The following is a 13,782-nucleotide window of genomic DNA, read 5'->3' as shown; positions in this document are numbered from 1 at the left end:
CTATATAGATTATACTACATTAGGCATAATCAAAAAATAACAAATCCATCTGCCACATCTATTTTCCATCATACTGCATCAGCAGATTGCCTACTAGCTTGCTATGAGCCCACTCTACTTTCTTGCCTGATGAAAAATAATCATAGCATTTTGACCTTGTTATTTTCTTTCATATGCCTTAATTAAAAATTATTTCAAAAAACTTCAACCAAAATAAGATTGAAGTTTTTTATTAAAATTATATGGTTTATAATAACTAATAGTTTAGATTAAATTTCTATGAAATAGTCCTTTTCAAGGTATATAAATGTAAATTGTTTATTATAGCCCAAATTTTTGTATGCAAAATACTTGTAAAGAATATGCTATCCAGCTTCTAATTTAATTCTTAGCAAATTTTCCAGTTCTATTTCTTGTCTATAAATTTTGATATTATCATTGTACAGACAGTATTTCCTGATGAATTTAATAATGTCGCTGGCGCATCAATTATTGTAGCTATTACAAGCATTATAGCTAATGCTTCCTGTGGAAATCCAAATATACTTAAAATGAGCATTTCACCAATCGCCCCACCTCCTGGCACCGCCCCAACTACTGCACCAATGAGAAGCCCTGCTCCTAATATAGGAAATAAGGAACTAATAGTATTCATGTCTCTGCCAAATATAGCAAACAAGAACATTATTTTATATATTCCTCCAATCACTGAACCATCCTTATGAATGTTAACTCCAAGAGGCATTATTATATTAGCCAAGGTATCTGATACCCCCATATTTTTAGCTGCTTTTATATTTACTGGTATGCAGGCAGCACTAGAGCATGTTGCTAATGCAGTTATTGAAGGTTCTGCTGCATTTTTCCAAAACAATTTCACGCCTTCTTTTCTACTTGCTATATAAGCATATATACTGAAGAATACAAAGAAGTATATTATGGAGACAACCAAGTATAGTATAAATATTTTTGCATACCCACTTAATATTTGTCCTCCTAATTGTCCAATTACATTTGCAAAATAAGCTCCAAGTCCAATTGGTGCATAATACATAATTATATTTACAACTTTCATTGTCACTGTAGCTCCACTGCTTAAAAATGACGCAAAAGCCTTGCCTTGTTCCTTAGAAATCATAGTTCCAAAACCTATTAATATAGAAAATAATATTAGTGCTAACAAATTATTTCTGGATAAAAGTTCAGAAAAATCCCCTACACTTATACTCGAAACAATCTTTTCTAAAACTCCTACACTTTTAGGTGTATCTATACTATTAGTGGTCATTAGATTATTAAACATTGATGGGTCCAACCCAACTGCTGGATTAAACATTTTGAAACTAATTACTCCTATTATGCCTGAAATAATTGCAGTAATTCCAAATGTAATCAATGTTATTATAAATATTCTTCCGAGCCTTTTTGATTTATCCATATTAGCTATCGCAGAAGCAATACTAAAGAATACTATAGGAACTAACATTGTAAATATTAAATTCAAAAATAAATTTCCTAGTGGAGCAAATATTTTAGCTTTATCTCCCATTATAATACCTATCGCCCCGCCTAATAATATCGATAACACTAGAATCAATGACGATTTATAGTTCTTTAAAAATCTCAATTTTCTCGCCCCCTAAATTTTGATGCTTAAATTATAAATATTAGCACTATCCAAGAGCTTTCCTAACAACTTCCCTATCATCAAAATATATTTTATCCTTACCTATTATCTGATAATCTTCATGTCCTTTTCCTGCTATTATTAATAAATCATCGTCTTTTAAAAGTTTTAATCCTTTTTCAATAGCTTTCTTTCTATCAACGATTTTCTCATAAGTTGAATTTATGACTTCCATTCCTTCTTCAATGTCTTCAATTATTTTTATCGGATCTTCTGTTCTTGGATTATCTGATGTTATTATGCAATAATCTGATAAAATTCCTGCTGCCATTCCCATTACTTTTCTCTTACTCTTATCTCTATCTCCACCACAACCAAATACAGTAATAAGTTTGCCTTTAGTCGTCTCTCTTGCCATCATCAATAGTCTTTCTAGCGCATCCGGAGTGTGTGCGTAATCAACTATTATATTTTTATTTAAATTATTTTTTATCATTTCTAGTCTTCCCGGAACATGTTTTAGATTAGATAAACAGCTTATAATGTCACCCATATCCATGCCAAGACCTATACAAGCTCCTATAGCAGCCAAAACATTATATACAGTTATTTTTCCAGTAATATTTACTTTTACATTTGTAATACACCACCAGCGCCATTTTATGTCCCTAAATTTGATTTTGAATATTATACAATCATTTCTGTATCTAATCTCAGTTGCTCTAATATCAGCCTCTTTATTTATTCCATAAGTTAAAATCTTACAACTAGCCTTTTGTATAATTTCTTCTGCTATTCCATCATCTAGATTTATAACTCCTAGCTCACATTTTTTAAACAATTTTATCTTTTCATTCTTATAATTCTCCATTGTTCCATGTTCTTCAAGATGATCTTGAGATAGATTTGTAAATACTCCAACTTTAAAATCACAATGCTCAACTCTCTGTTTTGCTAATGCAGACGAAGTAACTTCCATTATAATATTTTCAGCACCTTTACTAATAAATTCTCTAAATAATCCTTGTAATTCTAATGATTCAGGTGTTGTAGGATTAACCTTTTGTATGCTTGCTTTTTCTTTATTAAATTCATATCCCAAAGTTCCTATTATAGCTGTTCTTTTTTTATATGACTCTAATATGTCTTTTATATAATGTATAACTGTAGTCTTTCCGTTGGTACCTGTTACTCCAACCAAATTAATTTCTTTAGAAGGTTCATTATAAAACACGTTAGCTATACTTGCTAAAGCTAACTTAGTATTTCTTACTTTTATTACTGTTATATTTTCATTATCTATTTTAATTTCTTCCTGTATCACTATTGCTAAAGCGCCACTTTTTACTGCTTCATCTATATAGTCGTGACCATCTGCATTAGCCCCCTTTATGCAGATAAACACTGAATCTCCTTTCACTTTTCTAGAATCATAACTAACACTCCTAGCATCTATATCAACACTGCCGCTAATTATTTCGTAATCTAAATCTTTTAATAAATTGTATAACTTCATTTTTATTCCTCCAAGAATTACTTAACTTCTTATATCTTCATTATATACAACATTTTCGCATTAAATAGTGCATATATTGCTTGATATACTGCAAAAAGTGCTTTATGATTTTAATATATATGTTGCAATTGAATTTTTACATTATTATTATAATTGTGCACTTAGCTTACTGGAATTTTAAATGTAAGTTCATTATTGCTACATATATAAAACTAAAATTTATATATACACATCTTAGAGTTAATTGAATATATATTTATATCTTATATTTTTAATTAATACATTTGTAATTAAAGTTATTTCAAGGGAGTTTTCAACTATGAATAAAAATAGTAATAAATCAGGCTACTTAAACAATGATTTTCAATTATTTCATTTAAAAGATAAAAAAAATCAAGAATTTGAGTTCCATTATCACGACTTTAATAAAATAATAATTTTTTTATCTGGAAAAGTAACTTATTTAATTGAAGGAAAAGCATACAACTTAAAACCATGGGATATTCTACTTGTAAATAATCATGATGTTCATAAACCTATTATTGATTCTTCTGAAATTTATGAAAGAATTATTATTTGGGCGAATTCTGATTTTATAGAAAACCATAACTATGAAAATTGTGATTTATCTACTTGTTTTAGACTAGCGAATGAAAAAAGTTTCAATCTTATTAGACTTAATAGTAAATTGCAAGATAACATTAAGTTTATAATAGATTCACTAATGACTTCATTTAATTCAAAAGATTTTGGTAGTAAACTTTTGAGCAATTCATTATTTATTCAATTGCTTGTATACTTAAATAGAGTTCATCTTAACAACATGTATATAAATGATGAAGGATCTCTCAAATATGATAAGCAAATTGAAAAAATCTTGAAATATATAAATAATAATTTATCTGAAAATCTTTCTACAGAAACTTTATCTCAAAAGTTTTATATTAGTAAATATTATCTTATGCATAAGTTTAAAAAAGAGACTGGATATACTCTTCATAACTATGTAAATCAAAAGAGATTACTAATGGCAAAGGACCTTATAATTAGTGGTGAGCAAATTACGAAAGTTTATTTACAATGTGGATTTAATGATTATACATGTTTTCTACGTTCATTTAAAAACCTGTTTAAAAAATCTCCAAGTGAGTTTTCCCCAAAAACAAAAAAACTATCTTAAAATAGTTTTCTATTCTTAAGATAGTTTTTAATAAGTTACCAGTATAAATATGCTAACTCATTGATATTAATTAAATTTAATATGGCAATAACCAGTAGGATTTTTTTCTAAATAATCTTGGTGATATTCTTCTGCTGTGTAGTATTTCTTTAACGGTTTTACCTCAGTTACAACTTGAACATCGCATTTTTCTTGAATACTTGCTTTACTTCTATTAATTGTATCAGCATCAGATTCATCAATATAATAAATTCCACTTCTATATTGAGTACCAACATCTCCAGCTTGTTTATTTAATGTCGTAGGATCGATGATACTCCAAAACTTATCTAATAATTTATCAAGCGAAACTTTTTTTTCATCGTATGTTATGTAGCATACCTCAACAAAGTCTGTATCATTTTTGCAAACTTCTTCATATGTTGGATTTTCTGTTTTTCCATTTGCATATCCTACTTCTGTTTCTAATACTCCTGGTATCATAGAAAAGAATTTCTCTACACCCCAGAAGCAGCCTCCGCCAAAAACTATTTTTTTCATATTTAACACATCCTTTAACAGCATTATAAACCCAAATAATAGTACTTTGCAATTATATATATTATAATTGAGTTTCTAAATTTTTATCTTAATTGCGCCATTGGCTTAGCATAATAATGAATGTAGATTTATCATTTCAATAATTTTACCTATTGAAATAGTGTGCCTTATAAAATCAAGTTTTCTTTTCACTATTAACTCTATCCATCCAATTTAAAATATCCTTATATACCTGCAATTTATTTACTTCGTGTAAAAGATCATGATATTTATCTGAATACATTTTAGTAAAGACTTTCTCATATCCTATTCTTTTCATAAACCTTGTTAATTCATTAAATCTTTTTTCACTTATAATAACTATATCCTCTTCCCCTGCAATAGATAGAATTGGGAGATTTAAGTTTCTTTTTATCCAGTCTTTTTTGCTATAATCAATTTTTATTAAGTTACATAGATTTTCAAAGCCATTTATTGTGAAAATAAATCCACAGCCTTCATCATTCGTAAACTTATCTCTTTCTATTTCTGACGTCGTTATAACATTATCGCCTATTCCTCGAAGTATTTTATGTATAAAAATTGACCTATAATGATCTCCCTTTATCTTTTCTATAATTTTACACAATTTTTTAATATACGGGATGACTTTGTTCTTTACTGGTGAACCACAAAGTATAAGACCATCTAACTCATAATCATATTTTTTTAAGTACGCTCTTGCAATTAATGATCCCATACTAAATCCAAATAAAAAGTAAGGATATTTCTTGTACCTTTGCTTCATATATAATGTTATCTGATGTAAATCCTCTACGAGATTTGTGGTTCCGTTGTTATAAAAATACCCATAATCATCTTTAGTAATGACACTTTCACCATGACCTATGTGATCATGGACTATAGAAATATAGCCATTGCTGCCTAAATAATCCATGAACTGTATATAGCGTTTTCTATGCTCCATCATACCATGACTAATTTGAAATATTCCCTTTATTTCGCCCTTAGGTACATAAAGCGTTATACCTAGATTTATATTGTCTTGCATAGATTTTATCTTAAAATCCTTAAATTTTTTAGAATAATCTTTTACTTCATTTTCATAAGATAATTTATTCATAAATTCCTCTTTATTAAAAAGCTTATTTTTTATATGTTTCCCTTATTTATAGAAATTTAAAATACTTATGAAAGAAATCTATAAAACTCCAATGTCTTGCTTTATGTTTCTTACAAAACAAAATACCCAAAAGCTCATTTAAGATTCTTTCAGGCATTTTAAATTTCCTAATTTAATATAATAAATTTTTATTATAAATTCTCATATACTGCCTTATCATATAAATAAATAATTGCGAATAAATAATCCTTTAAACTTATAATCGCTTTACAAAAAGCACTAACTTCAATATCTATATATACGAAAGCCATGATACTATATTATCATTTTTCTGTTCACTAACACTCTCTCCAACTGTTTAGATAACAATTTAATCTCGCTAGTAAGCTCACTGATTTCTTTTTCCTTTTCTTTTATTCTAGTATCCTTAAGCTTTAATTGCTCTTTTAGTAATTTTAATTCTTTATTAAAACCTTCAATATAATTATGAGAAATAGCTTGTAATTGAGAACGTGAGATTCCTATTTCTAAATCGTTGTATACATTATGTTTAAGCTCACTAAATATCTTATCCCTGTTGCCATACTCTATATATGATATTAATTCCTCATTAATTTCTCTATTTCCATTTAGAACTCTAAAAAATACATTAGTTATTATATTTAATATCTCTATTCCAGAGCCATAAATTTTATTATTCTTATCAGATACAATAAATGTATTAATTTTACTCTGAACATTATCTTGCATACTTAAATTAATATTTCTATTGTTATATATATCAAAGAAATTTTGCATTATACTACAATTTCTATTTCCTACTTTTGCTTCAATAACTATCCCACCTGATTCTCCATCATTCTTAGTAATAAATGAATAGAACTTCTTTAAAAGTCTTTTTGTCACTATTGAATACGAATCATCTGATTCATTTAAATTTTGCTTAATTGAGCTTGAAATTATTTTGAATCTTAATCTGCTAATCAATGTTGGTAATTTATTTACAAACTCACTTATTATAATTTTATCAATATTCTTGTATACTTCCTCTTTTAATATTATATTATCCATTGGTATATTTGCATCACTATCCAGAAGACATTCTTTCTTATACTCATTTAATTTTCTTTTCAATTCACATTCACTGTTTTTCCAATCGATGCAATAATCATATTCAAAAATCAACCCTACCATTGAGAAATTTCCGCTTTTATCTAAACTTCTAATTCCCCTTTCATCAATAAACATTACATATTTTTTCCCCATATAAACTTCTCCCCTTCACTAATTACTCTTTAACCTAATATACCCAATATTCTTTACAACGCACAACAACAGATACATCCTTATAACTATCCTAAGCATGCTTTTTTACATATAATTTATTAAACATCATCGTACTAATGCGATTTTTTAAAGGAAATATATTTTTTATTACCCTACTACTCAAAATTAAATTCTCCTCTATTTTTTGATACGTCGAAATAGCAAATACAATCACAAAATAAGTTTAAATTTATCTTGCAATTGTATCCGTTAATACTAAATAAATATATGGCATACTTCTATAGATTTAGAACTTAGATTACTAAATTTATGAAAAATATTTTTCTAGTATTCTAGAGCTCTTAAAATATTTATAGAGACAGGACAATTTACTCGTTAAAATTATCCTGTCTCTATAGAAAATATATCAGTTTAGATTACTGTCTATTTATTTTTGTCATTTCCCTTACCTTTGGAATCTGAATTGCCATTATTACTTTTCTCTGACTTTGATGAGTTGCTATTTCCCTGAGTTCCAGCACCCTTTTTTTCGGATCCATTTGAAGCCTTTTCATATTTCCTGTCTTGGTCTTCTTCTTGATTAATGTCTGCATTACTATTTTCTTCTTTTTTCAAATTACCATTATTACTTTTCTCATTCCATGAATTATTGCCTTTTTCTGTCTTAGCTTCTTTAGTTTTTTGATCTCCTATTGATGATTGTGTAAATGTAATATCTTCTTCTGTTGATCCAGACGCTACATTAGCATCCTGATTACTAGTGCTTGTGTTTGTATCTGTTCCAGTGTTAGTATTGGTATTACTATCTGTAACATTCGTATTAGTATCTACAGAATTATTTACATCAACAGCATCATTATCATTTCTAGTCATTTTTCTCAATTCTTTAGTTTTCTTTTGAATTTCCTTAACCGAAATCGATTTATAATCGTCTACCTTAATATTTGGATCTAGTGCTTGAAGCTTTTGTATAAGATTTAATTTTCCTGGAGTTATTCCGAGTTGCCTTGCTTCATCTCTTCTTGCAAGTGCTACTTTATCAGTTTCAACTTCTGCTTCCAAATCATTATTTTTTAATGTTTCATCTGCAGTTTCTTTTAAAGATTCATTTAACTTATCTGCTAAACCATCCTTATCTGTAGATACTGTAATTTCAACTGCTGCAGCTGTAGTTACATTTGTACTATCTTCCTTTATGTAACCATCTGATATGGCATTTGTTATTACTGTGCTGACTGCATTGTCAACTTTAGTGTTTACCAGATTAGTTCCTTCTAGAACTTTTTCACCATCTTCATTATATGCTTCTGCAGATACCACTGTATCAAAAGCGTTTACTCCTAGCTCAACACTCGGATTAATATCTAAACTGACATATGCTACCGGAGTTTTAGCATAAGCATATACTCCTCCTCCTAAACTAAATACTACTGCTATCGATGCAGCTAAAGCAATTTTTCTCTTCATATAAGTTCCCCCTAAAATATTTTTCATCTTATTGTTAAATGTATTTTTCTTGCTTAAGTATCCCGCTTTTTTCTTTACAGATTCTTCAATACGTTGTCTAGAAGACAAGTCCATAGATAGGTTAATATTTTCATTCAATAATAAATCAGTATCACTAATGTTTAAGTCATCTAATAATTCAAATAATTTGTCATCCAATTTATCTCCCACCTCCCAATAATTTTTTTAATTTTTCCATACACCTAGAAACTTTTTTATCAATTGTATTAACCTTTAAACCCAGATCACTGGAAATGTCTTTCGAGCTTTGATGCAAGTAATATTTTCTTATAATTATTTCACTATCAGGTTCTCCTAATGATTTTATAGCACTTATAAGCTCAGAATTGCTTTCTTTTAATAAAATCGAATGTGCTGCATCATCTACAACACTATGTAATTCTTGGGCTACATCATCTATTGGAAGATGATTATTATTTTTATTTTTTCTATACATATCTATAGCTTTTCTTTTTGCTATAATTGCTAAAAAGGCTTTGATTGATCCCTTATCTAAATCAATTCTATTTTTATAATGAAATACTTCAAAAAACACATCACTTACACATTCTTCTATATCTTCTTTTGAATACATTCCAGAAAGTTTATTAAATATTATTGTGTAAATAAGTGCCACATAGTTATCCATCAGCTTTTTAAGGCCTATTTCCGGCTTCTCATCCAAAAGTTTTAGTAATTCAATATCCGAAATCAAAACGCACCTTCTTCCCCTAAAATTTCGTTATATATTATACAATTCGTAATACATAAATAAAATCTGACAATAAATTTCAAAAAATATAATAATTTTTACATTATCAATATCAAATACTTATATTTTCTTTTCTCTCCTGTTCTATGTAATATATATCAAATATATAGATAAATCCTATTAATGCTATTACTAGTGATTCTTCAATAATAATTTTTTATACTATTTCACGATATATTCCAATTAAATTTATACATTCTGTTCCTCCACTGGATTTAATGAAACTCTAAATTCAAATTGATTATCGCAAAAAAATGAGTAGCTATTATTATTTTCTATATTAGCTACTCATTTTAAACTATTTAATTATTTTTATTTTTATCCTTATTACCATTCTGCGAGTTTGAATTACCGTTATCACTTTGTTTTTGAGTTTTAGCTGAATTATCTTTTGATTTTTCAACTGCTGTAGCATTTTCTTCTTTTTTACTAGATGAATCACTATTTTCTTCTTTCTTGACACTTCCATTTCCATTTGATTTAGAAGAAGAATTGCTTATTTTATCTTCTGTAACTGCATCTTGATTAGCATCACTCTCTATGTTTCCACCAGTATTTGCATCATCTTTAACTGTAGTCTCTTCATTATTATTGATCTTCTTTAATTCTTTAGTCTTCTTTTGTATATCTTTTACAGAACTTGATTTATAATCTTCTACGCTTATAGTTGGATCTAATTCCTGTAGTTTTTGTATCAGGTTTAGTTTACCTGGAGTTATTCCTAACGTTCTTGCTTCATCTCTTCTTGCAAGAGCAACATTCTGAGTTTCAACTGTTGCTTCTATATTATTTTCCTCTAATGATTTGTCAGCAATTTGTTTTAAAGATTCATCTAACTTCGTTGCTACATTATCTTTATCCGTAGCTGTAGTAATTTCAACTGCCGATGTACCGTCTTCCTTTATATATCCATCTGAAACTGCATTTGTAATAATATTCTTAACTGCATCATCAACATCGCTATTTACTAGGTTAGTATCTTCCAACACTTTTTCACCATCTTCATTATATGCCTCTGCAGAAATAACTTGATCAAATGTATTTACTGATAGTTCAATACTTGGATTAATATCTACACTAACATATGCTACAGGAGTGGTCTTTGCATGAGCATATACACCTCCCCCTAAACTTGAAAGCGCTACAACAGATAGTACTAAAGCTATTTTTCTTTTCATGTAAATTCCCCCTAAAATATAATTCATTTTTTCTTTAAAAGTATTATTTGATTTATAATAACCAGTTTTTTTGCTAACTAATTTTTCAATTCTTTTTATAGTGATATCATCTAATGATAACTTTATATCTTTAGATAGCAACAAATTAGTATCACTAATATTTAAATCATCCAATTTTTCAACTAGTTTATTCTCCAAATTATAAAATCCCTCCCAATAGTTATTTTTTTGTACACAAATCAACTATTTTTTTCTTTACTCTTCTTAATAATTTTAAAACCCTGGTTTTAATAAGTACTGTAAAACTTCTGTCAGTTGTTTTTTGCTTTTCATAATATAATTCGTATTGTTATTATGAAATCTGACAATACTGCTGATAGAATTTAAATAAATTTAATTAGAACAAAATCGCAGGCGACTGTGTTTAAGTTCCGTATTGTGCTTCGCACTCTTTTCATATGTGTAGATTTTTTCACGCATCTGCCTTTTCGAACGTATGTGAAAAAAATCTGCACATCAGAAATGGCAGCTATGCACTTATAAAAAGAGTAGCTATGCTACAATACTGAACTATTCTGCATATAAGAACATTTTATGCAGGCGAATAAGATTTCTTTTTTATTTTTTTAATACCAAAACTAGTCAATCAACTTTTTTTAAGTTATCCGCAGACTTTATTAAAATATAAATTCCTGAAAAATAAAAAAAGAGCCCTATTTATTTGGCTCTTTTCTTACGGGTTTATATTTTGAATTTGGATCATTTGGATTTATGTAATCATAATCTCCATTTTCAGTCTTTCTTAATCCTAATGATGCCATTTGCTTTTTAGTGACTTTACGTTTATTAGTCATAATTATCTCTCCTTACACTTCTTTAGATTTAACTCATATTAAAAATTTGCATCAGTAAGCCACATAATGATATGTAAATATTATTTCTAAATAACATATAAACTAACGTGGCTAAATATTATCATCATCAATCTATATTATATAAGGTATATAGATCTAAAATCTTCTTTTGTAATATCTTATGTACTTATATCTAAATTTCTATTTTGCATATTATTCTTGACTTTAGTATACGCACTCATTCTAAGTTTATACTAATTTATGATTCATCTTATTATGCATTAAGCTGCTCATAAAACTACTTAAGACAGCTCCATAATACTGTGAAGCATAAATCTCCTACTAATCTTAAGACTTCTTTAAATGAATCAGTCTTCTCGTGATTTATACCCGCAACGAATCAACTCAATGTCCACCAATTTGGCTTCATATAGATAACTAAGGAATAAAAAAAACAAACTCAGAAATATTTGTAACTTCTAAGTCTGCATCTCTTAATAATTTAATATAAGTTTTAGTTCATAACAATAATGAAATCTAGACAATAAAATTCTCATTCTTAATTTGATATATGTTGGGAGAAAGATCTATCTATATAATTTCTACTTTTATTTAGGAATTTGCTCTCTATTTCCCTATCCCAAAACTTCATAGCTGGTTTTTCGATAAAATTAATTCTCATCCCTTCAATAACCATGCATATGAAAAATACAAGAGAAATAGTAATTATAGCATGAAGCGACAACCATCTTGAATTGTAAAAGGAATTATTTTTAGCAATATGTTCCCATAAGTAACTCCGAACAAGATTATTATCATGAATCAAATATATTCCAAATGTAGTTAAAGATATACTATTAATTATCTTTTTAGATCCAATATCTAATTTTTTAAAATAAAGAAATAATGAAATCGAGCAAATAAACATTGGTAGGGAATTCATCTCTCTTAAGAATGTAGGATCAATAGGAAAATCATTTATTCTTAGAGATAACACATCTAGTATAACTACTGAGAACATTATTAATATATAGCTGCTAGTAAATATCACTAAAAGTAATTTCGTCTTATCAAAAAACTTATGTTGATATTTCCTTATATAACATGCAACTAAATACAAAAATACAAACCAAGATAAATTATCAATTTCAAGTAATGAATTTGAAAAAGTAGGTATGACTGATAACACTACAATCAGTATGGTAATCAATATCTTATTCTCTTTTTGCGTACAATAATTGATAAGCTTATTTAAATATGGGGATAGTATATATAATTCCACATATGTAGTAGCAAACCAATACTTAGAAAATATTATAGGAAAAAATGATTTAGCAGTTTCTCTAATTCCTATATGAGATATTCCGAATAATTTAAAAATCAGCATTATAACTACAGAATAAAAGAAAACTTGTCCTACAATTTTAGCAAACTTTTTTATATTAAATTTTGAATTAATCATAAAGTATCCTGTAATTAAAACAAAGCAATTAACACCTAATTTCCCACCTAAACTTAAAAATTGGACAATTATCCTGTTGTAACTTAGTTCGTTAGGAATATCCCATCCACCATGAACAGAATAATGATGTGCAATAATCATTATTATCGCCAAAATTCTTAGTAACTCCAAATTAGAGCTTCTTCCTATTTTTCTTTCAAACATATTAATCTTCGAGTCAATTTCTGTATTTTCCACCGCATACACCTCATGTCAATAAAACTAACTTAATAGTCTTATACTTAAACTTTCTATTATCACTGGTAAATTATATCATAATTTACTGTTATAATAGCATTTATTTTCAACTTATATTTTTACTGAATATTAACTATATCACGCCTAATGACTATATATAGTTAATATTCTAAAATTTTTAAGAATATTTCAACATTCTTTAAATTTTTATTAATAGAAATCACTTTATTATCTTACAAAATACATCCCCAAGCTATCCCCTATACATTTCTAATGGGGTCTATCTATTTGGAACTAATTCTCCTTTTTTTTATTTATATGTTTTTAGCTTATTGATATTACGCAAAAAATTGGAAACTCAACTTTAAGTAATCTATACTTCTCATCCTCTAATAATATCGACTACAACTATATTCATTATGGCAACGTAATTACTAATCAATCTTACCAGATACATTTACTTTATATTCATTAATTCCTAGTATTCATATTAATCTTCT

The 13,782-nt window shown here is 27.6% G+C and carries 11 protein-coding genes; 1 reads left to right on the top strand and 10 read right to left on the bottom strand.

Translation table 11 applies throughout. The annotated features are described in order from the left end of the window. Positions 1-406 precede the first annotated feature (406 nt). Both L1S46_RS03795 and L1S46_RS03790 read right to left on the bottom strand, forming a co-directional pair. On the bottom strand, positions 407-1,627 hold the full coding sequence (locus L1S46_RS03795; protein ID WP_238899250.1) for a dicarboxylate/amino acid:cation symporter: 1,221 nt from the start codon (positions 1,625-1,627) through the stop codon (positions 407-409). A 46-nt stretch (positions 1,628-1,673) separates the two neighbouring features. Next, positions 1,674-3,143, bottom strand: coding sequence for a UDP-N-acetylmuramoyl-L-alanyl-D-glutamate--2,6-diaminopimelate ligase (locus tag L1S46_RS03790; protein ID WP_238899249.1), 1,470 nt, complete (start codon positions 3,141-3,143; stop codon positions 1,674-1,676). Positions 3,144-3,462: 319 nt separating this feature from the next. Here L1S46_RS03790 and L1S46_RS03785 point away from each other — a divergent pair, with 319 nt between their 5' ends. Then, the gene (locus tag L1S46_RS03785) at positions 3,463-4,323 is read left to right on the top strand and encodes an AraC family transcriptional regulator (RefSeq protein WP_238858569.1); all 861 of its coding nucleotides are present in this window, start codon (positions 3,463-3,465) and stop codon (positions 4,321-4,323) included. A 66-nt stretch (positions 4,324-4,389) separates the two neighbouring features. On the opposite strand, the gene msrA is transcribed toward L1S46_RS03785, so the two are convergent. The 8 genes from msrA to L1S46_RS03745 form a co-directional block, all read right to left on the bottom strand. Next, positions 4,390-4,863 (bottom strand): peptide-methionine (S)-S-oxide reductase MsrA, encoded by a 474-nt coding sequence (gene msrA, locus L1S46_RS03780; RefSeq protein ID WP_238858570.1) that lies wholly within the window; start codon positions 4,861-4,863, stop codon positions 4,390-4,392. A gap of 175 nt (positions 4,864-5,038) precedes the next feature. Further along, on the bottom strand, positions 5,039-5,986 hold the full coding sequence (locus L1S46_RS03775) for an alpha/beta fold hydrolase (protein ID WP_238899248.1): 948 nt from the start codon (positions 5,984-5,986) through the stop codon (positions 5,039-5,041). Between the two features lie 315 nt (positions 5,987-6,301). Further along, positions 6,302-7,252: a DUF3800 domain-containing protein gene (locus L1S46_RS03770; protein ID WP_238899247.1), complete on the bottom strand. Its 951-nt coding sequence runs from the start codon at positions 7,250-7,252 to the stop codon at positions 6,302-6,304. A gap of 444 nt (positions 7,253-7,696) precedes the next feature. Further along, on the bottom strand, positions 7,697-8,938 hold the full coding sequence (locus L1S46_RS03765; RefSeq protein ID WP_238899246.1) for a hypothetical protein: 1,242 nt from the start codon (positions 8,936-8,938) through the stop codon (positions 7,697-7,699). A gap of 1 nt (position 8,939) precedes the next feature. After that, entirely contained in the window at positions 8,940-9,494 is a 555-nt protein-coding gene (locus L1S46_RS03760; protein ID WP_077831215.1) for a sigma-70 family RNA polymerase sigma factor, read from the bottom strand. A 359-nt stretch (positions 9,495-9,853) separates the two neighbouring features. Continuing rightward, on the bottom strand, positions 9,854-10,927 hold the full coding sequence (locus L1S46_RS03755; RefSeq protein WP_077305390.1) for a hypothetical protein: 1,074 nt from the start codon (positions 10,925-10,927) through the stop codon (positions 9,854-9,856). A 515-nt stretch (positions 10,928-11,442) separates the two neighbouring features. Beyond that, positions 11,443-11,583 carry a hypothetical protein gene (locus tag L1S46_RS03750; RefSeq protein WP_011968634.1) on the bottom strand — a complete coding sequence of 47 codons (141 nt, stop codon included), beginning with the start codon at positions 11,581-11,583 and terminating at the stop codon, positions 11,443-11,445. Positions 11,584-12,142: 559 nt separating this feature from the next. Beyond that, positions 12,143-13,282, bottom strand: a complete 1,140-nt coding sequence (locus tag L1S46_RS03745; protein WP_171788673.1) for an acyltransferase — start codon at positions 13,280-13,282, stop codon at positions 12,143-12,145. Positions 13,283-13,782: the final 500 nt, after the last annotated feature.

This window comes from Clostridium sp. YIM B02500, from assembly GCF_022324665.1.
GTDB classification, from domain to species: domain Bacteria; phylum Bacillota; class Clostridia; order Clostridiales; family Clostridiaceae; genus Clostridium; species Clostridium beijerinckii.
The sequence above is the reverse complement of the archived record's forward strand: the minus strand, read 5'-3'. Positions and strand labels throughout refer to the sequence as shown.

Bases quoted from the DNA above. Each gene is read 5' to 3' on its own strand.
- L1S46_RS03790 (WP_238899249.1), bottom strand. From the start codon at position 3,143: ATGAAGTTATACAATTTATTAAAAGATTTAGATTACGAAATAATTAGC.
- L1S46_RS03785 (WP_238858569.1), top strand. From the start codon at position 3,463: ATGAATAAAAATAGTAATAAATCAGGCTACTTAAACAATGATTTTCAA.
- msrA (WP_238858570.1), bottom strand. From the start codon at position 4,863: ATGAAAAAAATAGTTTTTGGCGGAGGCTGCTTCTGGGGTGTAGAGAAA.
- L1S46_RS03775 (WP_238899248.1), bottom strand. From the start codon at position 5,986: ATGAATAAATTATCTTATGAAAATGAAGTAAAAGATTATTCTAAAAAA.
- L1S46_RS03770 (WP_238899247.1), bottom strand. From the start codon at position 7,252: ATGGGGAAAAAATATGTAATGTTTATTGATGAAAGGGGAATTAGAAGT.
- L1S46_RS03750 (WP_011968634.1), bottom strand. From the start codon at position 11,583: ATGACTAATAAACGTAAAGTCACTAAAAAGCAAATGGCATCATTAGGA.